General features: G+C 62.0%; 23 protein-coding genes and 1 tRNA gene. 15 read left to right on the forward strand and 9 right to left on the reverse strand.

Annotated elements, in window-relative coordinates:
- Window positions 1-80: 80 nt before the first annotated feature.
- From pstS to mshD, 4 genes are all read right to left on the reverse strand, one after another.
- Window positions 81-1199, reverse strand: a complete 1119-nt coding sequence (pstS, locus tag JMV54_RS06650; protein WP_201518143.1) for a phosphate ABC transporter substrate-binding protein PstS — start codon at window positions 1197-1199, stop codon at window positions 81-83.
- Between the two features lie 177 nt (window positions 1200-1376).
- Window positions 1377-2327: an NUDIX hydrolase gene (locus JMV54_RS06655; RefSeq protein ID WP_201518144.1), complete on the reverse strand. Its 951-nt coding sequence runs from the start codon at window positions 2325-2327 to the stop codon at window positions 1377-1379.
- Window positions 2328-2434: 107 nt separating this feature from the next.
- On the reverse strand, window positions 2435-4546 hold the full coding sequence (locus JMV54_RS06660) for an RNA degradosome polyphosphate kinase (RefSeq protein WP_201518145.1): 2112 nt from the start codon (window positions 4544-4546) through the stop codon (window positions 2435-2437).
- Window positions 4547-4559: 13 nt separating this feature from the next.
- Window positions 4560-5501: a mycothiol synthase gene (gene mshD / locus JMV54_RS06665; RefSeq protein ID WP_201518146.1), complete on the reverse strand. Its 942-nt coding sequence runs from the start codon at window positions 5499-5501 to the stop codon at window positions 4560-4562.
- 82 nt (window positions 5502-5583) lie between these two features.
- Between mshD and JMV54_RS06670 the strand changes: the two genes are divergently transcribed.
- From JMV54_RS06670 to JMV54_RS06700, 7 genes are all read left to right on the forward strand, one after another.
- Window positions 5584-5883 carry a hypothetical protein gene (locus JMV54_RS06670; protein ID WP_201518147.1) on the forward strand — a complete coding sequence of 100 codons (300 nt, stop codon included), beginning with the start codon at window positions 5584-5586 and terminating at the stop codon, window positions 5881-5883.
- Between the two features lie 736 nt (window positions 5884-6619).
- Window positions 6620-7366 (forward strand): heme-binding beta-barrel domain-containing protein, encoded by a 747-nt coding sequence (locus JMV54_RS06675; RefSeq protein WP_201518148.1) that lies wholly within the window; start codon window positions 6620-6622, stop codon window positions 7364-7366.
- The gene (gene ygfZ / locus JMV54_RS06680; protein ID WP_201518149.1) at window positions 7363-8514 is read left to right on the forward strand and encodes a CAF17-like 4Fe-4S cluster assembly/insertion protein YgfZ; all 1152 of its coding nucleotides are present in this window, start codon (window positions 7363-7365) and stop codon (window positions 8512-8514) included. The genes JMV54_RS06675 and ygfZ overlap by 4 nt, the downstream gene beginning before the upstream one ends.
- A gap of 111 nt (window positions 8515-8625) precedes the next feature.
- Complete coding sequence (locus JMV54_RS06685; RefSeq protein WP_201518150.1) at window positions 8626-9588, forward strand: ABC transporter ATP-binding protein; 963 nt, start codon at window positions 8626-8628, stop codon at window positions 9586-9588.
- A complete protein-coding gene (locus JMV54_RS06690; protein ID WP_201518151.1) occupies window positions 9585-10379 on the forward strand; it encodes an ABC transporter permease in 795 nt (264 codons plus the stop codon). Before JMV54_RS06685 ends, JMV54_RS06690 begins: the two co-directional genes overlap by 4 nt.
- A 168-nt stretch (window positions 10380-10547) precedes the next feature.
- Entirely contained in the window at window positions 10548-11183 is a 636-nt protein-coding gene (locus tag JMV54_RS06695; RefSeq protein ID WP_201518152.1) for a hypothetical protein, read from the forward strand.
- A 67-nt stretch (window positions 11184-11250) separates the two neighbouring features.
- Window positions 11251-12006 (forward strand): phosphoglyceromutase, encoded by a 756-nt coding sequence (locus JMV54_RS06700; protein WP_201518153.1) that lies wholly within the window; start codon window positions 11251-11253, stop codon window positions 12004-12006.
- A 71-nt stretch (window positions 12007-12077) separates the two neighbouring features.
- Here the strand turns inward: JMV54_RS06700 and phoU are convergent, their stop codons facing one another.
- Window positions 12078-12755: a phosphate signaling complex protein PhoU gene (gene phoU / locus JMV54_RS06705; protein ID WP_338085377.1), complete on the reverse strand. Its 678-nt coding sequence runs from the start codon at window positions 12753-12755 to the stop codon at window positions 12078-12080.
- A gap of 107 nt (window positions 12756-12862) precedes the next feature.
- Between phoU and JMV54_RS06710 the strand changes: the two genes are divergently transcribed.
- Together JMV54_RS06710 and JMV54_RS06715 are read left to right on the forward strand one after the other, a co-directional pair.
- The gene (locus JMV54_RS06710) at window positions 12863-14056 is read left to right on the forward strand and encodes a sensor histidine kinase (protein WP_201518154.1); all 1194 of its coding nucleotides are present in this window, start codon (window positions 12863-12865) and stop codon (window positions 14054-14056) included.
- Between the two features lie 103 nt (window positions 14057-14159).
- Entirely contained in the window at window positions 14160-14843 is a 684-nt protein-coding gene (locus JMV54_RS06715) for a response regulator transcription factor (RefSeq protein ID WP_201518155.1), read from the forward strand.
- Window positions 14844-14905: 62 nt separating this feature from the next.
- On the opposite strand, the gene JMV54_RS06720 is transcribed toward JMV54_RS06715, so the two are convergent.
- Window positions 14906-15487 (reverse strand): hypothetical protein, encoded by a 582-nt coding sequence (locus JMV54_RS06720; protein WP_201518156.1) that lies wholly within the window; start codon window positions 15485-15487, stop codon window positions 14906-14908.
- A gap of 186 nt (window positions 15488-15673) precedes the next feature.
- Here JMV54_RS06720 and JMV54_RS06725 point away from each other — a divergent pair, with 186 nt between their 5' ends.
- The 4 genes from JMV54_RS06725 (at window position 15674) to rlmB (ending at window position 19877) form a co-directional block, all read left to right on the forward strand.
- Complete coding sequence (locus JMV54_RS06725) at window positions 15674-16156, forward strand: CarD family transcriptional regulator (protein ID WP_201518157.1); 483 nt, start codon at window positions 15674-15676, stop codon at window positions 16154-16156.
- 101 nt (window positions 16157-16257) lie between these two features.
- Complete coding sequence (ispD, locus tag JMV54_RS06730) at window positions 16258-17460, forward strand: 2-C-methyl-D-erythritol 4-phosphate cytidylyltransferase (protein WP_201518158.1); 1203 nt, start codon at window positions 16258-16260, stop codon at window positions 17458-17460.
- 48 nt (window positions 17461-17508) lie between these two features.
- Complete coding sequence (gene cysS, locus JMV54_RS06735) at window positions 17509-18933, forward strand: cysteine--tRNA ligase (RefSeq protein ID WP_201518159.1); 1425 nt, start codon at window positions 17509-17511, stop codon at window positions 18931-18933.
- Window positions 18933-19877: a 23S rRNA (guanosine(2251)-2'-O)-methyltransferase RlmB gene (rlmB, locus tag JMV54_RS06740; protein WP_201518160.1), complete on the forward strand. Its 945-nt coding sequence runs from the start codon at window positions 18933-18935 to the stop codon at window positions 19875-19877. The genes cysS and rlmB overlap by 1 nt, the downstream gene beginning before the upstream one ends.
- 9 nt (window positions 19878-19886) lie before the next feature.
- On the opposite strand, the gene JMV54_RS06745 is transcribed toward rlmB, so the two are convergent.
- Window positions 19887-20975, reverse strand: coding sequence for an ABC transporter ATP-binding protein (locus tag JMV54_RS06745; RefSeq protein ID WP_201518161.1), 1089 nt, complete (start codon window positions 20973-20975; stop codon window positions 19887-19889).
- A 120-nt stretch (window positions 20976-21095) separates the two neighbouring features.
- Between JMV54_RS06745 and JMV54_RS06750 the strand changes: the two genes are divergently transcribed.
- A tRNA-Thr gene (locus JMV54_RS06750) sits at window positions 21096-21171 on the forward strand.
- Between the two features lie 23 nt (window positions 21172-21194).
- Here the strand turns inward: JMV54_RS06750 and JMV54_RS06755 are convergent.
- A complete protein-coding gene (locus tag JMV54_RS06755) occupies window positions 21195-21878 on the reverse strand; it encodes a GNAT family N-acetyltransferase (protein ID WP_201518162.1) in 684 nt (227 codons plus the stop codon).
- Window positions 21879-22044: 166 nt separating this feature from the next.
- Complete coding sequence (msrB, locus tag JMV54_RS06760) at window positions 22045-22455, reverse strand: peptide-methionine (R)-S-oxide reductase MsrB (RefSeq protein ID WP_201518163.1); 411 nt, start codon at window positions 22453-22455, stop codon at window positions 22045-22047.
- A gap of 118 nt (window positions 22456-22573) precedes the next feature.
- On the opposite strand from msrB, the gene JMV54_RS06765 reads away from it, so the two are divergent.
- Window positions 22574-22825 carry a DUF3263 domain-containing protein gene (locus tag JMV54_RS06765; RefSeq protein ID WP_201518164.1) on the forward strand — a complete coding sequence of 84 codons (252 nt, stop codon included), beginning with the start codon at window positions 22574-22576 and terminating at the stop codon, window positions 22823-22825.
- Window positions 22826-22854: the final 29 nt, after the last annotated feature.

The following is a 22854-nucleotide window of genomic DNA, read 5'->3' on the forward strand; positions in this document are numbered from 1 at the left end:
CCGGCACCCCGATTTGGGGGAGTGCCGGGCAACATCACTGTTCTTGACGTATCAGTTCAACGTCTTCAAGTAGCAGATGACTACTTGATGGTGTCGATGGCAGCCTGTGCCTCGCTGCGGATCTCGTCCGAGATCGGAGCGTTGCCGGCAACGCCAGCGGCTGCATCCTGAGCCTCGGGGCTGATCACGTAGTTGAAGTAAGCCTTCACGAGCTCAGCCTTGGCCGAGTCAGCGTACTCCTGGCAGCCGATGAGGTACGACACGAGAACGATCGGGTAGGCACCCTCAACGCCGGTGTAGTCGAGGTCGTAGACCACGTCGGTCGCCTCGCGGCCCTCAGCCTTCGGCGAGCCAGCCACAACTGCGGCAGCAGCTTCGGGGGTGTAGGCGACGAAGTCTTCGCCCGACTTGACCTTGGCGGTCTGCAGCTCGGTTGCGGCCGAAGCGTCGAGGTAACCAATCGAACCCTCACCAGCGGCGATGGCCTGCGCCACACCACCGGTCTTGTCGGCAGCTTCGCCACCGAGGTCGCTCGGGAAGGCGTCCTCAGTGCCGTAGGTCCAAGCCTCGGGAGCAGCAGCCTCGAGGTACTTGAGGAAGTTACCGGTGGTGCCCGACTCGTCACCGCGGTGCACAGCGTTGATGGCGGTGTCGGGGAGTTCGACGCCCTCGTTCAGCTTGGCAATTGCCGGGTCGTTCCACTTGGTGATCTTGCCGGCGAAGATGTTCGAGAGGGTCTCACCGTCGAGGTTCAGCTCTTCAACCTCGGGGAGGTTGTAACCGATAGCGATGGGCGAGATGTATGCGGGGAACTCGACCAGAGCCGAACCCTCGGCGCAGCTGCCGAACTTGCCTTCTGCGATCTCTTCGGTCTTGAAAGCGCGGTCTGAACCGATGAAGTCTGAGGTGCCGGCGACGAAGTTGTCGCGGCCCGGGCCCGAGCCTTCGCCGGTGTAGTTAACGGTCACGCCGTTGTTCTCCGACTGGAAGCCGGGGACCCAAGCTTCGTTCTGAGCGGTGCCCTGCGAGCTAGCGCCGGTAGCGCTGAGGGTGCCCGAAAGCGACGACGACGCGCCACCCTCGTTGCCGGTAGCCGCAGCGGTCTCGCCTGCGTCCGAACCGCCGCCGGCGCAGCCAGCGAGAGCAAGAGCGGCAATTGCCGAGAAGGCAACAGAAGTGCCTACGCGCGAAAGCTTCATTGAGTTTCCTCCATAGATGGGGTTTGTGGAACCAGAACGGGGTTCGAAGTGAAACTATGCGCTGCGAGTTACGTGACATCGTGCTGAAGGTAAACGCTTGGTGAACGGCATTCATTCAGGCGGTGATGTTCGTTCTGAATCAATTCGTTCTGAACCAAATGCGAGCGAGTCTGCCGCCTAAATCACCGGACCGTGCGTTTCGGCTGCCACAATCCCGAGACGCACATCTCCAGTCGGTACGTGCAGCACCGAGCACTCGGCGGTCGACAGCATTGCCTGACGCGACAGGCCGCTCAGTCGGGTATTGGTGGCCTCGGCGAGCACGGTGAGCACTTCGGGCATGACCGGAGAATGACTGCACAACACCACGGGCTCGCGCCGCTCGAGCACATCCGCCAACACCTCAGTCAATCCCGCATCACCCGACGAAGTGTTTTGCGAAAGCGAGGCGTGGCTTTCGGGAAAGATTCCCAGCGCATCCGCCAGCGGTGCAATCGTCTCGCGGCAGCGGGCCGCAGTCGAGGTCAGGATGCGCTGCGGGCCAAACGCGCGCAGGATCGGAATAATGTGCTGCGACTGCTCCAGACCGCGTGAGGTGAGCGGGCGAGTTTCGTCGTGTCCGGGCCACTGTGCCGCCGGAATTGCCGTGGCGTGACGCAGCAGTACGATCGGGAACGTGCTGGCAATACCCCGCTCGTAGCGCTCGGCCAGCAATTGCAGCAGCTCTTTATCTCGGTCGTAGCTGAGTACCTGCTTCGCTTTTTTTACCGAGAGCCACTCGAGCCGGTCAACCTCACTATTGGGCTTGAACTTGTGCTTGGTGAACTGTTCGTCGCTGACCTCGCTCGACCAGTAGTGCACCTCTTTCGGGCGCCCGCTGGGCAGCGTGTAGTCGATGATGCCTAGCGGTGCACCCAGATCGACTCGGTAACCGGTTTCTTCCCAGATTTCACGCGCTGCCGTTTGCGCCAGTGACTCGCCAGGGTCAACCTTGCCCTTTGCCAATGAGTAGTCATTGTGGCGGTTGCGGTGAATAACCAGCACTCGTAGTTTTTTGCCATCGAACCGCCACAACACCGACCCTGCGGCATAGACGGTTTGATCGTGACTGCTGGCTGCGGGCTGCATAATTGCCTTTCTGGCTCAGGGATTCTTCTGGCTCAGGGATTCTTCTGGCTCAGGGGTTCTTCTGGGTCCGGGCCTCTTCTAGCTCAAGGGTTCTGCTGGCTCAGTGCTTAGCGGATTGCTTGCGGACGAGCCCGCCGCACGTAGTCGTTCATGATGACATCGTGCAGCTCGGCAAGCGGCTGGCCATCGTCACCGTGCGCAACTCGGTGCCAGTTCGCATCCGAATCAAGATGCCAGCTGGCCACCTCGCCCGACATAACCAGATCGAACATGCGCTGACAGCGTTGCACGTGCTCGGGCTCGGTGAGTCGCACGAGCGCTTCGATGCGACGGTCGAGGTTGCGGTGCATCATGTCGGCCGAACCGATGTACACCTGCTCGTCACCGCCGTTCAAGAACGAAAACACGCGCGAGTGCTCGAGATACCGGCCCACCACCGATCGCACTTTCATCGTCTCGCTCATATTTGGCACGCCTGGGCGCAGGCCGCAAATACCGCGCACGAACACCTCAACCACAACTCCGGCACGACTGGCCGCATAGAGCGCGTCGATAATTTCTTCATCGATCATCGAATTGACCTTGATGCGCACCCGACTCGGTTTTCCCGCGAGCGCGGCCTGCCGCTCGCCCTCGATGAGATCGAGCAAACCCTTGCGAAGATGCAGCGGTGCAACCAGCAGCCGGGTGAAATCGCGTTCGATGGCATAACCCGAAAGCTGGTTAAACAGGCGCGTGACATCGGTTGACACTTCGGGTGCGCAGGTGAACAGACCCATGTCTTCGTAGATGCGGGAGGTCTTCGGGTGATAGTTACCGGTGCCGACGTGGTTGTAGATGCGCAGCTGTCCGTCTTCGCGGCGAATGACCTGGAGCAGCTTGCAGTGGGTTTTGAGGCCGACCAGCCCGTACACCACGTGCACCCCGGCTTTTTCGAGCTTGCGCGCCCAAACAATATTGTTCTGCTCGTCAAAGCGTGCCTTAATTTCAACCAGCGCGAGCACCTGTTTGCCGGCTTCAGCCGCCTTAATCAGCGACGCGATGATCGGAGAGTCACCCGAGGTGCGGTACAGCGTCTGCTTGATGGCAAGCACGTTCGGGTCGCTGGCGGCCTGCGAGATGAACGCCTGCACGCTGGTTGAGAACGATTCGTACGGGTGCTGTACCAGCACATCCCGTTCAGCAATCGCGCTGAACAGATCGGTGGGGTCGGCACCCTCGCTGGGACGGAACTCGGGAGCGGTGACCGGCACATGTGTGGCGAATTTTAAATCGGGGCGTTTAATGCCCGACAGCGCAAACAGCGCCGTCAGATCCAGCGGCCCGGGTAGCACCGTGACCTCGGTGTCGGTGATGTCGAGCTCATCCTTCAACAGCGAAAGCGTCTCGGCATCCATATCGTCCGACACCTCGAGGCGGATGGGCGGGCCGAATCGGCGGCGCAACAGCTCTTGTTCGAGCGCCTGCAGCAGGTCTTCGGTCTCGTCCTCTTCAATATTGACGTCTTCGTTACGCGTGATGCGGAAAGCGTGGAAGTCGATGACCTCCATCCCCGGGAAAAGTTCGTCGAGATGCTGCGCGATGAGATCTTCGAGCAGGATGAACCAGTGCTGCCCGTCGGGTGCGCGCAGCGGGTAGAGACGGGGGAGCACCGGCGGCACCTTGAGGCGGGCGAACTCGACTCGGCCGGTTTGCGGATTGCGCACCCGCACCGACAGGTTGAGTGAGAGGCCAGAAATATAGGGGAAGGGATGCGCCGGGTCGACTGCCAGCGGCATCAGCACCGGGAAAATTTCGGTGGTGAACACGCTGTGGAGGTGTTTGCGGCTTGATTCATCCACGTCATCCCACTGCAGGATGCGGATGCCCTCGGCAGCGAGTTTTGGTTCGAGATCGTCGCGCCAAACGCGCGCGTGACGCTGCTGCAGTTCGTGCGCCAGGGCGCGAATCTGTGCGAGTTCGGCGGCGGGCGGCACACCTGCGGGGGTCGGCACCGCAAGCCCCAGGTCGATGCGCCGCTTCAACCCGGCGACTCGCACCATGAACCATTCGTCGAGGTTGGACGGGAAAATCGCCAAAAAATTTGCTCGCTCAAGCAGCGGCACGCTGTGGTCTTCGCCGAGTTCGAGGACGCGCTGGTTGAACGCCAGCCAGCTGAGTTCGCGATCTACGTAGCGGTCGAGTCCGAGGTCTTCGAGGCGGTCTGCGGCCGGGGTCATTCCGCGCGTCCTTTCAGTTCGTGGCGCTGCTTGTCTCAACTGTAGTTCGGTCGAGGAAATACTGAACATCCAGACGCTCAGTGACAAACCCGAGCCGGCGATAAAGCGACATGGCCGGGGTGTTGCTGCCGTCGACGTAAAGAATGGCGCGCTTCGCGCCGCGTTCGAGCAGGCGGTTGAGTCCGGCGTTCATGAGCGTGCGTCCGAGCCCCTGGCCGGCAAGGTTCGGGGCGACACCGACCACATAGATCTCGTATTCGTCACCGTCGATTTTGCACCAGCAATAGCCGGCAAGCTCATCGTCGGCGGTGAGCACCAAAAAATCTGCCGAATTGAACCAGGGCTGGCGCATCCGAGCCTCAAGATCCGCCAGCTGCAGCCGGCCCTGTTCGGGATGCGCCGCAAAAATTTTGGCGTTCAACGCAACCCAGGCGCGAGCATCCCGGTCGGCATCGAAAGCGCGAATTTGCATCCCGGCCGGAAGATCTGGCTGCCGTAGGGGAGCGCGCAGCGGCAGCGCCAACACATAGAGCTCGCGAGTGGCGGTGGCGCCGAGCGAGGCGGCGAGCTCGCGAGACCCGGGCAGGCTGCCGTGCGCCCACACCTGTAGCTGCCGTGCCGCGTGAGTGGTGAGTAGGGACGTGAGTTCGCGAGCGAGGGCGGTGCCGACTCGGCGGCGCCGAGCGTGGGGATGCACGACCAGCTCGGCCATAATCATCCCCTCGGCGTGGGCCGCGGTATCGACGTGATACAGGGCGGCGCCGAGTAGTGAACCGGATGCATCCCGTGCGGTAACTGCCTGCCGCTGTGCGAGTTTGAGGAGGGTTTCTTCGTTGAAGGGCGGGAGGCCGTCGGCCGCGGTTGCCGTGCGGGTGAGCTGCTGGATCTCGGTGGCGAGTTCGGCAGCCTCGCCGGCTGTTGCGATGGTGAACTGCTGCCCGAAATGCTGCGCCAAGGTGCTGCTCCTTCGCATCGAAATGATGGTGGTGTGAACATGCTAGGTGTTGTGGGTCATGGCGGTGCGGCACAATTGCGGTATGGACACTGGCCCGCTGACCAAACGTGAACGCGCATCCGTGGGGATTGCGTGGGCGATCGCGCTGCTCGCGGCGATTCTGATTGGGGTGCTCGCGGGGCGTGACCGTCAGCTTGCCTGGGTTTCAATCGCGATGCTGATGCTGGTGTTTGTGTCGGCGCTGCTGCAGCTGATCCTCGCCAAACCGGCCGGGTTCATCCACCGCATGTCGCTGAGTTTGGCTGGTGCAGCGGTGATTCTGGCGCTTGCCTCGCTGGTGTTTGTGCTGGCTGGCGCATCCGGATTCGTCACCGCCCGCTAGCGCGGCCCAGCATCCCAACCCAGCTGCCCTGCCCAGCATCCCAGCCAGCTGCCCTGCCCAGCTGTCCTGCATCCCAGATGCCCTGCCTGGCCTTGCATCCCAGCATCCCAGCTGCCCTGCCCTGCATCCCTGCCCAGATGCCCTGCCCGGCCCTGCTCTGCCTGGGCACTGCAGATTTTTGTTTTCTGGCCTCAGATTTTTGTTTCCTGACATCAGAATTTTGGCTGCAAAACCCGGGAATAACGGCGTTTTGGGCGGAATCGCTGCATTTTGCAGCCAGGAAACAATTCTCCGCAAAAAACTGCAGTCAGGAAACAATTCTCCGGCGCAAATTGCAGCCAGGAAACAAAATTCGCATGTGAAGCAGACAGCTGCAGGCGCGCATGTGAGGCGGGGGAGGCGCAGGCAGGCGCAGACAGAAGCGGGGCAGCACAGGCAGCTGCAGGCAGACACAGGCAGGCGCAGGGGATGCAGGGCGGGAATGGCGCGGAGGGTGCGGCATGGCATCGGCTAGACTGAAGGCATGGATGCAGCGATGTTCTTTGAGATTCTGTTCATGGGCCTGCTCGGTGCCGCAATGGTGGGCATCGTTGGCGTTTCGATTGCCGTGATCCGCGGCCTGTTCAAGGGACAGAGCTAGGCATCACTACCGGCTGTCACGTCGCTTACTCACCGCGCACACCACCACGCGCGACGTAGCACCGCGGCGTGCAGGATGAGATTTTTGGGATGAGCGATGTTTGATATTCCCACTGATCTGCCACCCGAACTTGTGCCGCTGACCTGGCTCATCGGCACCTGGGAGGGCGAGGGTATGGTCGAGTACGAGGTTGGCGGCAAGCTGCGGATGCATCCGTTCCACCAGCGTGTCGAGTTCACCCACAATGACCAGCCGTTCCTCGAGTACCGTTCGCGTTCGTGGCTGTTGCCGGATGGATCCAGCGACGCTGGCGAAGCCGGCGAACCCAGCGCAGAAAATGGCGCCGCTGAAGGAACCGAAAAACCGTTCCTTCCCGAGGGCATGGATGCGCTCATGCCCAAGGGTCCGACGGTCACCCCTGCCGCATCCGATGAGCTTGCCGGGCTGCTGCCCCTGACCAGCGAAATGGGTTTTTGGCGCCTGGCTCGCCCGCGCGATGCCGGCGACGTGGGCCCGGGGATGCTCCCGCCGAGCGATAACACCTCGTACCCGAATGCCGATGCGGTCGAGAAGCTTCGCAACAACCAAAACGGTTTCGACCTTGAGGTGACTCTCGCGCATCCCACCGGCGTGAGTGAGCTGTATTACGGCATGATTCGCGGGCCGCGCGTTGATCTGGCAACCGAGGGTGTTGTGCGTTCATCCGGCAGCGAGGAGTACCGCTCGGCCACCCGCATGTACGGCCTGGTGCAGGGGCGGATGTTTTGGGCGTGGGATATTGCCGCTCTCGGCGGCGAACTCGCAACCCACGCCTCGGCGCAGCTGACGCGGGTGTCAGAGTGAGCAATAGCCCGTTTTTGCGGCTTCCCGGAGCTGTTGAAGGTGTGGCACCCGATGCGGGTGTGGCCGCGCACTACGGCGAACCGCTGCGTGAGCAGCGGGCGTTGGCGCGCGGCGCCGCTGTTGTGGATGCGAGCCACCTCGGGGTCGTGCGCGTGGCGGGCCCCGATCGGGCTGACTGGTTGACTTCGCTTTGTACGCAAGTGTTGACCGTTGGTGGGCATGGTGAGTCGCTCATCCTCTCGCCCCAGGGGCGCATCGAACATCAGTTCGCGTTCGCGGATGATGGCGAATGCACCTGGCTGATTACCGAACACGATGGTGCGGCACCGCTGGCTGAGTTTCTTCACCGGATGCGGTTCATGAAACAGGTGGAAGTTACCGATCTATCGGGCGAACGGTTTGTGTTCGCATCGATGGGCGCGATGGCGGCGCTCGACGGCATTTCGGATGCGGTGGTCTGGGACGATCCCTGGACCGGCATCGCCGCGGGCGGCACGCAGTACGCCGAGATCGCACCTGACGAGCACCCGGGCACGCGATACCGGATGCAGTTCACGATCGTGTCGGCCGAGGGGCGCGATCGGCTGCTGACGGCAGCGCGTGCGGGTGAACTGACGATGGCCGGAATGCTCGCGCTCGAAGCACTGCGAGTTGCCGCGTGGCGCCCGCGGTTCGCGCGTGAGGTTGATGAGCGGGCGCTGCCGCATGAACTCGACCTGCTTCGCAGCGCCGTGCACCTCAACAAGGGTTGCTATCGCGGACAGGAGGCGGTTGCCAAGGTGCACAACCTCGGGCATCCGCCGCGCCGCCTGGCATTTCTTGATCTTGATGGGATGGATGGCCGGCTCCCAGCCCCCGGTGCGCTCGTGCGTGACGGCGACAAGCCCGTCGGCCGCATCACGAGCACGGTGCTGCACTACGACGAGGGGCCGATTGCGCTGGCGCTGCTCAAACGGAACGTCGATCCGCAGGCGGCGCTGCGGGTTGATCTCGACCTCGCCGCCCAGGTCGCCGACGGTGCTGTCGCCGAGTCGGAGGCCGGTGCGCCCGAACAGGTGGATGCGTACCAGACGGTGATTGTCGCGCCCGATGCCGGTGACGCCGCCCAGATGGCCGAACTGCGTCGAAAATTTCGCGGCCAGCGCTAGCTGCCGCGCGCATCCGGGTGCTGCGCGGCGGTCATCCACCTGAAACAGTCATTGTGGCGTTCGTAGTGGCTCGTCCAGCCGCTGTTTACGCTCACTGTGCACGATTGCACTATGAGCGACACAGCACGTCCTGCGAGCCCAAAAGGTAGCGCCGGTGATCATCCGCCAGCGCTGCAAATTACCAACCTGGTCAAGTCGTTTCGAAAACCCGGCGGTGGCCGGTTCCGCGCGGTGGACGAGCTGTCGCTGACCGTTTCACGCGGCGAAATTGTGGCTTTTTTGGGGCCGAACGGTGCCGGTAAAACCACCACGCTCGATATTGTGTTGGGGCTCACGCAGGCCGATTCTGGCGAGGTGCGCGTGCTCGGCGAAACCCCCGACGGGATCGTGCAGCAGGGGAGGGTAGCTGCGGTGTTGCAAACCGGCGCGCTGCTGCCCGATCTGAGCGTCAAAGAGACGGTGCAGATGATCGGCGCCCTGTATGCCGAAACCATCGGGGTGGATGAGGCGTTGCGTCGGGCGGGGATTGAAAAGATCGCCGGCCGCAAAGTGTCAAAATGCTCGGGCGGTGAGCAGCAGCGGTTGCGTTTTGCATTGGCGCTGCTGCCCAACCCCGACCTGTTGGTGCTCGACGAACCAACCGCGGGGATGGACGTTAATGCGCGCGGTGAATTTTGGGATGCGATGCGGGCAGAAGCGCATCGTGGCCGCACCATCATCTTCGCCACACATTATTTGAAAGAGGCCGAAGACTTCGCCGAACGCATTGTGCTGATCGCCGATGGCAGGCTCGTCGCCGACGGTGCGGTTGGCGAGATTCGCGAGCTGGCCGGTGGTAAATCGCTCACCGCCCGGCTTGCTGGCGTTACCGAGGCGGAATTACAGGCGGTGCCCGGGGTGCAGCGGGCTGTGCGCCTCGACCCGCAGCGCATCGAACTCAAATGTGACGATGCGGATGCTGCGGCACGCTATCTGCTCACCAACACTGCCGCGAGCGATATTGAGATTCGCGCGGCCAGCCTCGACGAGGCCTTTGAACAGCTCACCGCCCACAACGACAGGGAGCAATCATGACCACCGAAACACCGCGTCGAGTGCTGAACCTGCGCTATATCGGGTTTGATTTGCGCCGCAATTTGCGGATGTTTACCAACCTGTTTTTTGTGATCGTGTTGCCGGTGGCGATGTTCATCATTTTTGGCACCATGTCGGATTTTTCGAGCACGACGCTTGAAAGCGGTCGCGGTAATATCACCGCGAGCATCATGGTGTCGATGGGTGCGTACGCTGCGATCACCGCCACCACATCGCTTGCCGGATCGGCAGCGGTTGAGTTGCAGCAGGGGTGGGGGCGTCAATTGGGGCTAACCCCGTTTTCGAACGCAGGCTATATCACCAGCAAGGTGATCGTTGCGCTGAGCTACGCGATATTGGCCATCACTGCCGTGTACATCGCCGGCGTAATTGTTGGCGCGAAGATGGACGGCTGGGTGTGGGCAGCAACCGCCGGCCTATTGCTGGTGGGCGCGATGGTGTTCGCGCTGTACGGTCTCGCTTTCGGGTTGCTGCTGCGCAGTGAAGCTGCGGTGGGCGCTGCCAGCGGTATTGTCGTCATCCTGATGTTTCTCGGCAACGCCTTTGTGCCGCTGAGCGGATTTTTGCTGCAGTTGTCGGTGTTCACGCCGGTTTGGGGAGTGGTGCGCTTGTCGGCGTATCCGCTCGATCAGGGCGTCTATTTTGACGGGAACGACGGTTCGCCCGTGCACTATGAGCTCTGGCAGATGGTGTGCAACCTGGCAGTGTGGGGCGCCATCTTTGCGGCGCTGTGTGTAATCGGAGTGCGACGCGGCACGAGCCGCCGATAGTGAGTGGATGCTGCGTAGCAGCTAGCATTAAAGCAACCCGGTAGGCGATGGCGGTATCGAGGCGACATGGTTTACAAACGATTTGTTATCGGTGTGGTTGCAATTGGGCTGGCGGTTTCACTCGGCGGCTGTCAGCAGCACGACTCGCAGTCAGCGGCCGAAAACTCAGTGAGCGCGCCGCCCACGCAGAGCGAGTCGGGTGCGCCCGAAACTCCCGGCGATGGCGGCGCGGCAACAGGTGCTGATGGGCATCATGCAGAGGCAACCGAAAGCACCGCGCAGGCTGCGGATATCATCATCCCCGAGTGCCCCGAGATGAATCCGCTGGCCCAGGCCGAACACGATAAGTTCATGGAGAGGCTGCCGGAGGATAGAAGATACGATTCGCGCGCGAGAGAAGTGAGCAGCGAAGAGTTTTCACAGAAGGTTGGTCCGGCGGCAGGAAAAGCGCTTGCTTCAGTTGAAAAATATCGAGGGTGTCACTGGGGCTTTTCACTCGGCACGCCGGTGTTCCAGATTGACGCTGAACTAAAACCGGAGGCAAAAGCCGCACTCATTGCGGCACTGCGCGACGACCCCGACTTTGTCGAGATGGAAAGCGAATCGCACGGAGCTCAGCAATTTGAGTATTTAGTGGTGCAAGAAGGAGTAGGCTCAGAAACTGTTTTTCACACCTTTATCGGCGACATGTGGATCTGCTTCGCAGCGGCGAGCGATTGGGCGCTCGACAACTACGGCAAGGTTTTTTCAGAGAGCGCGCTGGAGGCGCTGGTCGAGGCCAACCCGGGGCTCGGCGACGGATAACCGCGGTCGCCGGTGCAGATCACGTACGCGCTATGCGCAGACACCCCGACCCCGTTACGCTAGAAGCATGAATGCACCGCTGACGCTCATTCTCGTCCGCCACGGACAGAGCGAATGGAATGAAAAAAACCTGTTCACCGGTTGGGTCGATGTCGAACTGACCGAAAAAGGCCGGGGCGAGGCGAAGCGCGCCGGTGAGCTGATCCGTGAATCGGGTCTGACCCCCGACATTCTTTACACTTCGCTGCTCACTCGCGCGATCGACACCGCAAATATTGCGCTGAAAGAAGCCGGCTTTGCATGGATCGACGCTAAGCGTGACTGGCGCCTCAACGAGCGCCACTACGGCGCGCTGCAGGGCAAGAACAAGGCCGAGGTGCGCGATGAGTTCGGTGAAGACCAGTTCATGATCTGGCGCCGCTCGTACGATGTGCCGCCGCCCCCGCTCGCCGATGACAACGAGTGGTCGCAGGTGGGCGAGCGTCGCTACGCAAATCTTGGCGACGACATCCCGCGCACCGAGTGCCTCAAGGATGTGCTCGAGCGGCTGCTGCCGTTCTGGGAGTCGGAGATTGTGAGTGATTTGCGTGCCGGGAAGACCGTGATGGTCGCGGCACACGGTAATTCATTGCGTGCCCTCGTGAAACACCTCGACGGAATCGGTGATGACGAGATTTCGGCGCTGAACATCCCCACCGGTATTCCGCTGGTGTATGAGCTCGATGCCGAAACGCTCAAGCCGATCTCGCCGGCACGCTACCTCGACCCCGAAGCGGCCGCGGCAGGTGCCGCAGCTGTCGCCAATCAGGGTGCCCAGAAGTAGTCGATACTAACCAAAACGGCGGGTCCGGTTCGAACTTGAACCGGACCCGCCGTTTCTATGGTTGTGGCTGCCTACTCGGCTGCGGCGCCTTCCTGCAGGTAGCGCATCCGCTTGGCAATGGCGACCGCGTGGTCGCTGAAGCGTTCGAAGTAGCGGTTCGCGAGGGTCGCATCCACCACCTGCTCGGCGGGAACTGTCTCGTCGACTGTCGAAAGGCCGTTGAGCACCTCCTTGTGCAGGGCGTCGTTGGCGTCGTCGCTGGCGATAATTTCGTCGAGCAGCTGCGAATCTTCGGTCTCGATCAGCTTGCGCACCCGCTCAGCCTGCGCGACGCAGAGCTCGCCCGCTTCACGGAAGTGTTCGCGCAGCGGCTCGGGCGAAACCTCGACGGGGAACCGCATCCGGGCAAGCTGGGCGATGTGCGCGGCGAGGTCGCCCATACGCTCAAGCGAGCTTGAAATACGCATGGTCGAAACAACGAAGCGCAGGTCGCGAGCCACCGGCGACTGCAGCAGCAGCACCTCGATGGTGAGGTCATCGATGTGTGCGGCGGCCTCGTCAATTTTCATGTCATTGCTGATGACCTCGTCGGCAAGCGCGACGTCCGAGGTCTGGAAGGCGCGGGTGGCGTTACGGATAGCGTTCACGACACCGTCGGCAACCTCGATGAGACCGGTCTGGATATTGGCTAGTTCCTGCTGAAAAACCTCGCGCACTGAAAACTCCCATTTGATTGCGATGTTGGACATCAACGGATGCGGTGAGCCCATATGGTGCGTGCCCAATCCGTGACCTGGAGTAAGTTAGCGGTCCAAAGTGACGTTTCGGTGAAAACGTCGCCCGTATCCTTGACCACATGCATGTCGGTGCCGCACTTTTCATCACTTTTCTTGTTGGGCTGATCATTGGCGTCGCCACAACCGCGGTAACCATGGTGATGGACCGCAGACGGCAGAACCTCGCCGAGCTGCTGGAACCCCGGCTGAACGATTCGGTGATTGAAGTGCTCAAAGCCCTGCCACAAATGGCGATCGTTACCGACCGTTCATACAACGTGGTGTGGGCATCGCCCGGTGCGACCGTGAAAGGTTTGGTGAGCCGCGATAACCGGCTCACACCGCGACTACAGGCGGTGGCGCAGGTCGCCTGGAGCGCCGATGACCACAGTGAAACGCAGCTAATGCTGCCGCGCGGCCCCTACGGTAATGCCGCGATTACCGTACGCATCCGCGCCAACCAGCTGTCGCCGCGCTACCTCATCCTGCTGGCTGAAGATCTCACCGAGGCGATCCGCGTGCAAGAGGTGCGCCGCGATTTTGTGGCGAATGTGTCGCACGAGCTGAAAACCCCGATCGGTGCCGTAACACTGCTTGCAGAAGCCATCGGTGAGGCGTCCGATGACCAGGAGCAGGTGGAATATTTTGCAAACCGGCTGCTGATTGAGGGGGACCGGCTCACCCGTCTTGTGCGGGAAATTATCGATCTTTCGCGCCTGCAGTCAACCGATGCGATGGCGGAGGCTGAAGACGTCAATATCGCCGATGTGGTTTCAAGCGCCGTCGACCAGACCGTGACCATCGCCGAAGGTAAGTCGGCCACCGTGAGCGTGCGGGTTGATCCCGACCTGGTGGTTTGGGGTGACCCGCGCTTGTTGGTCATGTGTATGCAGAACCTCATCACCAACGCCATCTCGTATTCACCGGCCGGCTCGCGAGTGGGCGTCGGCGCCCGCAGGCAGGGCGATGTGGTGGAGATTTCGGTGACCGATCAGGGCATCGGCATTTCGGAGGAGGATCAAAAGCGTATTTTTGAACGCTTTTATCGAGTCGATTCGGCGCGCTCACGCAACACTGGCGGCACCGGACTGGGGCTCAGCATCGTGCGCCACGTGGTTGAAAATCACGGCGGTGATATTGCCGTCTGGTCGCAGTTGGGCAAGGGGTCGACCTTCACGGTTCGACTGCCGCTGATCGAAGCTTTCAAGCCCGGCAGCGACTCGGCGGAAGCGCCCAAGATCAATCCGATTCCGCTATCGGTGCCGGAGCAGTAAACATCCCATACCCGGCATCGCGACTGCCCACCGGTGGCAATTACACCACGCGGAAGAAGGCAGAATTAACCTCCGGTTAGCCTGCTGTATGCACAATGGTTGTGTGACACGAATTCTGATTGTTGAAGACGAAGCCTCCCTGCACGAACCGCTGTCGTTCCTGCTGAAAAGGGAAGGGTTCGATGTAGAGGTGGCAGAAGATGGCACCGAAGCGATTGAAATGTTCGATCGGGACGGTGCTGACATGGTGCTTCTCGACCTCATGCTGCCCGGGATTCCCGGTAGCGAGGTGTGCAAGCAGATTCGCATGACTTCAAATGTGCCCATCATCATGCTCACCGCAAAAGACAGCGAGGTCGACATCATCGTGGGGCTCGAACTCGGCGCCGACGACTATGTCACCAAGCCCTACTCGACTCGGGAGCTGCTCGCGCGCATCCGTGCCGTACTGCGCCGCAGTGAACAGGCCGAGAACGACGAGAATGACGGCATTGTGGAAGTGAACGATATCCGTATGGATGTCGACCGACACACCGTCACGGTGCGCGGTGAGCTGACCCAGATGCCCCTGAAAGAGTTCGAGCTGCTCGAATATCTGCTTCGCAACGCCGGTCGTGTGCTCACCCGCGGCCAGCTCATCGACCGTGTTTGGGGCCCCGACTACTACGGTGACACGAAGACGCTTGACGTGCACATCAAGCGCATCCGCTCGCGGATTGAAGAGACCCCGTCATCACCGAAACTGCTGGTGACCGTCCGCGGTCTCGGCTATCGCTTCGAGGGCTAAGCAAAACGCTGCGGGGCGCATCCGAACTGGATGCGCCCCGCAGCGTTTTAGGTGATTATCGACTACTCGTTAGTCTCCTCAACAGGAGCCTCATTTTCGGTCGCCACCGGGGCGGGGGTTGCAGTCTCGGCTGCGTCGCTGGGCTGAATCTGGCTGGGGGCGAGAGTCTTGTACTCGTCGAGCACATTCTCGGGGTTGTCAGCGCCAAGCACCGGCACCGTTGCGGTCGCCTCGCTGCCGGCCGAGCGGAAGGTCACATTGACAGTGTCACCCGAGCGGAACTTGCCGGTTACGATCTGCGCGCCGGCCTCGTCGAAGCCGACCTTGACCAGGCCCTTGTTTGTTCTGGTCTTTTCGACGGGGATGCTCACGGTTGAGCCGCCGTCGATGGCAACCTCGAGGGTTGCGGGGGTGTCTGACTCGGTAATGACGCTGAGCACGAGGTTGGCCTCGTTCACATCTTGAGTGTCGGAGTCGACGATGAGCAGCGCATTGCGAACCTCGAGATCACCAACGGATGCGTGCACGCCGTCGCTGGCGGCATATTCCATGGTCGTGCGCTGTGGGCTGATGAGGTTGCAGCCGGTGAGCCCCGCCGCGAGGGCGAGGGCCAGTGCGGATGCGGCGACGGCGCGGAACTTCACTGCAGGAGCCTCCCGTAGAAATGTGCGAGCGAGCAACACCTTCAACTGCCGCGCTCACGTGGTCAACCTTCAGCGTAGCCGATTGTGTGACCGATTCGTGTCGTTCGGCTGGGGCGGTTGATTCAGGCGGGGAATACTAGCACCAATTCGTGGTAAAATTGACCACTTAGGAAGGAGACCCTGTCTATGAATCTTGAGGTCGGAGAGACCGTTGTCTACCCCCACCACGGTGCGGCGACAATCGAAGAAGTCAAGACTCGAGTCATTCGCGGCGAAGAGGTGACCTTTCTGAAGCTGAACGTTGCCCAGGGCGACCTGACGATTGAGGTCCCCGCCCACAACGTCGAGCTGGTCGGTGTGCGTGATGTGATCGACGACGCTGGTTTGCAGGAAGTGTACGACGTGCTGCGCGCGCCGCTTACCGAAGAACCCACTAACTGGTCGCGTCGATACAAATCGAACCAAGAAAAGCTCTCATCGGGCGATGTCATCAAGGTTTCGGAAGTGGTTCGTGACCTTTGGCGTCGCGACCAAGACAAGGGCCTGTCGGCGGGTGAAAAGCGGATGCTCGCGAAGGCTCGCCAGGTGCTCGTCTCAGAGCTCGCACTGGCACAAGACACCGACGAAGAAGCCGCGAACGAGCACCTCGACAAGGTTCTCGAGTCATAATCGCTCGCTGAACCGGCCGCAGTTTCAATAAGGCACAACCGCTTTGTGAACCCGGCTTCGAGAACTCAGTCTTCGAAAACCAAGTGGACAAACAAGCTGTAATGCAACGACCACCGCGCACCGGCGTGGTGGTCGTTGCTGCTGGTAGTGGCACGCGCCTGGGGGCGGGGATGCCGAAAGCGTTCGTGCCGCTTGCCGGCGAGCCGATGCTGGTGCACACTCTGCGCGGGCTGCGGCAGCTGCCCGGCCGCATCGCAGTGAGCATCTCGGTGCCCGCTGGCGACACCGCGCTTGCCGAACTGGCACAGCAGCTGGCGGCCGACGCGTTGGCGCCGCTGGGCGCGCGACTCGAGTCGTTGGCGGTGGTGGATGGTGGTCAAAGCCGCACCGAATCCGTCTCGCTCGCACTCGCGCAACTGCCCGAATGCGATGTGGTGCTCGTCCACGATGCCGCCCGCGCACTCACCCCCGCGTCCTTGATTGCCGAGGTTGCGGGCGCGGTGCGGGCGACCGGCACCGGAATCATCCCGGTGCTGCCGGTGTACGACACCGTGAAAGAAGTGTCCGGCGATGGCCGCGTGATCGGCACCCCCGACCGCTCAACCCTGCGCGCAGTGCAAACCCCGCAGGGGTTCCCCGCGGCAGCGCTGCGCGAAGCGTACCGACTGGCCGACAATCAATCGGCGACCGATGACGCCGGAACGTTTGCGCAGGCAGGCGGTGAAGTGCAGACCATCGCCGGGTCGCCGCTGGCGTTCAAAGTGACCACGCCGGCCGACCTTGCCCGCGCAGAACAACTGCTCGCGCATCCCGAAACCGCCAGCGACCCGCTCGCTGCCCTGCGAGTGGGTATTGGTACCGACGCGCACGCCTTCGACACCGATTGCGAGTGCTGGCTTGCCGGGCTGTACTTTCCCAACGAGCCAGGGCTTTCCGGTCACTCAGACGGGGATGCGGCGGCGCACGCCATCGTGGATGCGCTGCTTGGCGCTGCCGGGCTCGGCACTATCGGCTCGCGATTCGGTACTGCCGATCCTCGATATGCGGGAGCCAGCGGTGAAGTCTTCTTGCGTGGCACGGTCGAACTGCTCGCCGAAGCCGGATGGCGACCGCTCAATGCATCCGTACAGGTGGTGTGTCGTCGGCCACGATTTGGCGACCGGATCTTTGAAGCCGGGCGAGTGCTGAGCGAATATATTGGCGCGCCGGTTTCGGTTTCGGCCACCACCAGCGACGGACTCGGGTTTACCGGACGCACCGAGGGCGTATTCGCTGTGGCCGTAGCCACCATCACGCGCGCATAGCGCGATTGCTCGCGCGGGTGCCGGTTGTGCCCAAGTAGAATCGGCTGCGTGATGCAACGCCTATATGACACCCGCCAACAGCAGCTCGTTGACTTCACGCCCCTGAACGAGGGCGTTGTGACGATGTATGTCTGTGGGCCGACGGTTCAATCAGCCCCGCACGTCGGGCACCTGCGATCGGCGCTGGTGTACGACCAGATCCGGCGCTGGTTTGAACGCACCGGGCTGCGCGTGGTGCTCGTGCGTAATGTCACCGATATCGATGACAAGACCCTCGCGAACGCCACCGAACACGAACCCTGGTGGGCGCTCGCGTACCGAGTCGAGGGCGAGTTCAATGCGGCCTATCGTGCCTTGCGGGTGCTCGCACCCACCTACGAGCCGCGGGCAACCGCATCCATCCCAGAAATGCAAGCAATTATTGCGCGGCTGATTGAGCGCGGTCACGCCTACCCGGCCGAGGACGGCTCGGGAGACGTGTACTTCGACACCGCCAGCTGGGCGCACTACGGTGAGCTCACTCATCAGCAGGTGGGCGATATGGAAGCCGGTGACGGGCCTGTGCGGGCGAAGCGCTCACCGCAAGACTTCGCCCTGTGGAAGGGGCACAAGCCGAATGAACCTGAGTCGGCGGCCTGGGAATCGCCCTGGGGCGAGGGTCGGCCGGGCTGGCACATTGAGTGCTCGGCAATGTCGACGAAATACCTCGGCAGTGAGTTTGACCTGCACGGTGGCGGTCGCGACCTGCGCTTCCCGCACCACGAAAATGAACTCGCCCAATCGCGCGCCGCGGGCGACGCGTTCGCCCGACACTGGCTGCACAACGGGCTGGTTTCGCTCGGCGGCACCAAGATGTCGAAGTCGGTGGGCAATGTGGTTTCTGCCCGGCAGCTGCTTGATGAGCACCGCCCGATCATCGTGCGCTATCTGCTTGGATCGGCCCACTACCGCTCCACAATCGAGCTGTCCGAAGATGCGTATCGCGAAGCTGAGGCCGGGTTCGAGCGCATCGAAGGGTTTTTGGAACGTGCTGGGCGAGCGGGAGCCGACCTGAGCACCCAGGCGTCCCTTCGCACCAGCGATGTCGCCGTGCCCGAAGCCTTCACCGCGGCGATGTTCGATGATTTCGGTGTGCCGCAGGCCGTGGCAGCGATTCACGAGGCTGTCACGGCGGGGAACCAGGCACTCGACGCTGGCAACACCGACGAGGCTGCGCGGTTGGCGCTGCAGGTGCGGATCATGCTGGATGTGCTCGGCTGCGACCCGTATGCGGAAGAATGGGCGGATGCATCCGAAGACGGCGACACAACTTTCGCCGCCCTCGACACCCTGGTTCGGGCGCTGCTGGAGCAGCGCGCGCAGTCCCGAGCCGATAAAGACTGGACCACCGCCGACCGGATCCGCGACTCGCTCGCGGCTGCCGGAATCAACGTGGAAGACACCCCCAACGGGGCACACTGGAGCGTGAGCTGATGAGCAACACTGGCAAAAAAGGCAAGCCCCGCAAAGGCACCGGCGGTCACGGCCGTAAGGCGCTCGAGGGCCGCGGCCCAACTCCGCGGGCCGAAGACCGCCACTGGGCGAAAGACCGTCGGCGCCGCGCAGCAGCCGAGGCGAAAGAGCGAGCTAAAGCACGTCCACAGCGTCGTCGCCCCGCCATGCCCGATGGTGCTGAACTCGTGACCGGACGCAACGCGGCGGTCGAAGCGCTGCGCGCCCAGATCCCGGCAACCACGGTTTATGTGGCCCAGCACATCGAGGTCGATGACCGGATTCGCGAAATTGTGCAGCTGGCTGCCAAACGCAATATCCCAATGCTCGAAATCACCCGTCCCGAACTTGACCGGATGGTGCCGTTCGACACCATCCATCAGGGGGTGGCGATTAAGGTGCCCGCCTACGAGTACGCCGACCCAGTGACCCTGCTACAGGATGCGATTTCGCGCGCCCAAGTGCCGCTATTCGTTGCGCTCGACGGTGTTACTGACCCCCGTAACCTCGGTGCCATTGTGCGCTCGACCGCAGCGTTCGGTGGCCAGGGTGTGATCGTGCCGCAGCGCCGCTCAGCGGGGATGACCGCTGCAGCCTGGCGCACCTCGGCGGGTGCGGCAGCGCGGCTTCCAGTGGCGCTCGCGGGCAACCTCAACAACACCATCGCCGATTTCAAACGCGCCGGGGTGTTCGTGATTGGGCTTGACGGCGGGGGAGATGTGCAGCTGCCGGGGCTCGACCTGGCGACCTCGCCGCTGCTGATCGTTGTTGGTTCGGAGGGGAAGGGGCTTTCCAGGCTCACCGCAGAGCTGTGCGACGCGATCGCGTCGATTCCGATCGATTCGGCCACCGAATCGCTGAATGCGGGAATCGCCACCTCGGTTGCACTCTACGAGGTGTCTCGACTGCGCGCCGCTGCCGAGTAGCGAACGCGGCTAGCTGGCGAGGGAGACCCGGTCGCCGGTTTCGGCATCAAAAAGATGCACCCGCTCCGGATCTACGCCGATGCGCACGCTCGCACCCCGTTCGGGGTGGTCGCGGCCGGTGCGACGCACCACCACATCGGTGGGCGCTTCGCCGGAGCCACCCAGCTGCGCCTTGCCATACAGGTAGGCGACGGATCCGAGCTCTTCAACAATCTCAACCGTGAAATCAATACCGGGCTCGTCGGCGGCGACAATGCGGAAATCTTCCGGTCGCACGCCGGCACGCACCGAACCGTCAGTGTGACCCGCCGGTAGCGGCACCGATGCATCCCCAAATTTGAGGGCGCCGTTGCGGATCTCAGCGGTCCACACGCTCATCGCGGGCGATCCGATGAACCGACCGACGAACTCGTTCGCGGGGTAATCGTAGAGCTCTCGCGGCGTGCCAAGCTGCTGCAACTGGCCGTCATTGAGCACCGCGATGCGGTGGCCCATGGTCATCGCCTCGGTCTGGTCGTGCGTGACATACACCGTTGTGGTGCCGAGTTCGCGCTGCAGCGAAGTGATCTGGGCGCGAGTCTGCACGCGCAGTTTCGCATCCAGGTTTGACAGCGGTTCATCCATCAAAAACACCTGCGGGCGGCGCACGATCGCGCGACCCATCGCCACGCGCTGACGCTGACCACCCGAAAGATCTGACGGCTGCCGGTCGAGGAGGTCTTCAAGATCAAGCATCTTGGCCACCTCGCGCACGCGCGCCTCAATCTCGGCCTTCGGAGTTTTTCGGGTGCGCAGCCCAAACCCCATATTGTTCGCCACTGTCATATGCGGGTACAGCGCGTAGTTTTGGAACACCATCGCAATATCGCGATTTTCGGGGGCGGTGTCGGTGACGTTCTGATCGCCGACAAAAATTTCGCCCCCATCCACTGGGTCGAGACCGGCAAGCATGCGCAGCGTCGTTGACTTACCGCATCCCGACGGGCCAACCAGCACGAGAAACTCGCCGTCGGCAATCTCTAGATCGAGTGCATCCACGGCATTTTTGCTTGCGCCGGGAAAGCGGCGGGTTACGCCTTTGAACGTCACTGCAGCCATAGGGATACATGCTAGCGGCCCCGGCCTGAGCGGCGCCCGCTGTTACATGAGCGCGTAATACAGCGCGTGGTCGACGGCTGGTAACGAAAGCCGCGCAAGACGGGCTAATATTGACGAGATGCCCGCTTAGCTCAGTTGGTAGAGCAGCTGTCTTGTAAACAGCAGGTCGCAGGTTCGAGTCCTGTAGCGGGCTCCAAGAAAAAGTCGAGATCGCGCGGCCTAAAAGCGTTCGATTTTGAAAAAACGGCGCAATGCGTCGGCACCGCTGATCTCGATCGGTTCGGTCGGGCGGATGAACGTCGCCGGCGTCACACACACTTCATGCTCGATGACCCCCACCAGTTCGCCACCATTCCGTTGCACGATTCGGCGAGCACCGACATCGACGTAGCCGGTCTTTCGGCTGACCGCGGCTGACGCGGCATTCCCTTCGATATAGCCGGAGCGGCACTCGAGTGCATCCAGCTCATCGAAAGCAAGCGTCACCATCATCTGCCGCATGCGCGTGCCAATGCCCTGTCCATGCCACTTGGAAGCAAGCCATGATCCCGACTCGATGCTGCGTCGCTGCGGGAAGTCTTCCGCCATCACATCCTGCATACCGACGGCTACTCCGCCACGGCGCACAATCAGCGGGAGTTTCCAGTTGTCGGCAGCTACCGTTGCCCGCTGCTGCCACCACCAGCTCAGAGAGTGAGCGGGTTGTTGGTCAACGACCCCCAGCTGAAACGGCAGCGCGTGCCAGTCTGCAAGAAACGGCATCGGCAAGCTGGCATCGGTGATCCCACTGCGGATGAGCTCCACAATTTCGGGAATATCGTCGTCGCGCAGTACTCGCATCTCGACATCGCCGCAGCGGATCTGTAGCTGGTACGGCGGGAAGAGATCTTCGAGCGTCAACATGTGCCAATTCAAGCATCTGGAAGCGTAGGCACAGTGAGGAACTCGGAAGATTTTGAGGCTTCGAAGCGCCATGCGCCATCGAAGGGGCCAAATCTTCCGCTGAACTCACGCGCCGGGGACGCGAAAGGCCAGCGAAGGCGGCGTCAAAACGAAGCTAAGCGCGCCGCTACTGCGATACCTCGCCATCGGGCACAAACCGCAGCGCCACCGAATTCATGCAGTAGCGGTTGCCGGTGGGGGTGCCAAAACCGTCGGGGAACACATGCCCGAGGTGCCCGCCACACTCCGCACAGCGAATCTCGACCCGTCGCATCCCGAGCGAATTGTCTTCGTGCTCGGTGACCGCCTCGGGACGCAGCGGTTCCCAAAAACTCGGCCAACCGCAGCCGGCGTCGAATTTTGTTTCGGCACGAAACAGCTCATTGCCGCATCCGCGGCACACATAGTGCCCCGCTTCCCAGTGTTCGTTGTATTCACCACTGAAGGGCCGCTCGGTACCGGCCTCACGCAACACGTGGTAGGCGCTGGCGTCGAGGATTTCGCGCCACTGTTCGTCGGTGCGTTCGGATGCGTTCACGGCACTCGCTTTCGGCAGGGGGGAAAATGGATGCTTCGCACGATACCGCGCGGCAATTGATTTGCGCCGGGCGGTGCGGAGTAAACTCAAAAAACATGCTCGCGGAAAGGAGGCGACGATGGAATTAACCGAGCTGGAACTACAGCTGCTCGCTTTCGAAGAGTCGCATCCGCAGCACACGCGAGCAAAAGAAGACCTGCTTCGGCGAGAGTTCGGGCTTACATCAGCCCGCTACTACCAGACCTTGAGTACGCTGATTGACACGCCCGCTGCGTTGCGTGCCAACCCGCAGTTGGTGCGCCGCTTGCAGCAACGGCGAGACGAAATGCGTGCGCGCCGTTTCGGCACCTCGGCACGGTTAGCCCAATAATCAGGCAGCCCAGTAAAGGATTCACGAGC

Source organism: Gulosibacter hominis, assembly GCF_904842695.1.
Classification (GTDB): domain Bacteria; phylum Actinomycetota; class Actinomycetes; order Actinomycetales; family Microbacteriaceae; genus Gulosibacter; species Gulosibacter hominis.

What these genes read in the sequence shown, in the direction of transcription:
- pstS (WP_201518143.1), bottom strand. Translation starts at nt 1,199, where the DNA reads ATGAAGCTTTCGCGCGTAGGCACTTCTGTTGCCTTCTCGGCAATTGCC.
- JMV54_RS06655 (WP_201518144.1), bottom strand. Translation starts at nt 2,327, where the DNA reads ATGCAGCCCGCAGCCAGCAGTCACGATCAAACCGTCTATGCCGCAGGG.
- JMV54_RS06660 (WP_201518145.1), bottom strand. Translation starts at nt 4,546, where the DNA reads ATGACCCCGGCCGCAGACCGCCTCGAAGACCTCGGACTCGACCGCTAC.
- JMV54_RS06670 (WP_201518147.1), top strand. Translation starts at nt 5,584, where the DNA reads ATGGACACTGGCCCGCTGACCAAACGTGAACGCGCATCCGTGGGGATT.
- JMV54_RS06675 (WP_201518148.1), top strand. Translation starts at nt 6,620, where the DNA reads ATGTTTGATATTCCCACTGATCTGCCACCCGAACTTGTGCCGCTGACC.
- JMV54_RS06685 (WP_201518150.1), top strand. Translation starts at nt 8,626, where the DNA reads ATGAGCGACACAGCACGTCCTGCGAGCCCAAAAGGTAGCGCCGGTGAT.
- JMV54_RS06690 (WP_201518151.1), top strand. Translation starts at nt 9,585, where the DNA reads ATGACCACCGAAACACCGCGTCGAGTGCTGAACCTGCGCTATATCGGG.
- JMV54_RS06700 (WP_201518153.1), top strand. Translation starts at nt 11,251, where the DNA reads ATGAATGCACCGCTGACGCTCATTCTCGTCCGCCACGGACAGAGCGAA.
- phoU (WP_338085377.1), bottom strand. Translation starts at nt 12,755, where the DNA reads ATGTCCAACATCGCAATCAAATGGGAGTTTTCAGTGCGCGAGGTTTTT.
- JMV54_RS06710 (WP_201518154.1), top strand. Translation starts at nt 12,863, where the DNA reads ATGCATGTCGGTGCCGCACTTTTCATCACTTTTCTTGTTGGGCTGATC.
- JMV54_RS06725 (WP_201518157.1), top strand. Translation starts at nt 15,674, where the DNA reads ATGAATCTTGAGGTCGGAGAGACCGTTGTCTACCCCCACCACGGTGCG.
- ispD (WP_201518158.1), top strand. Translation starts at nt 16,258, where the DNA reads ATGCAACGACCACCGCGCACCGGCGTGGTGGTCGTTGCTGCTGGTAGT.
- rlmB (WP_201518160.1), top strand. Translation starts at nt 18,933, where the DNA reads ATGAGCAACACTGGCAAAAAAGGCAAGCCCCGCAAAGGCACCGGCGGT.
- JMV54_RS06745 (WP_201518161.1), bottom strand. Translation starts at nt 20,975, where the DNA reads ATGGCTGCAGTGACGTTCAAAGGCGTAACCCGCCGCTTTCCCGGCGCA.
- JMV54_RS06755 (WP_201518162.1), bottom strand. Translation starts at nt 21,878, where the DNA reads ATGTTGACGCTCGAAGATCTCTTCCCGCCGTACCAGCTACAGATCCGC.
- JMV54_RS06765 (WP_201518164.1), top strand. Translation starts at nt 22,574, where the DNA reads ATGGAATTAACCGAGCTGGAACTACAGCTGCTCGCTTTCGAAGAGTCG.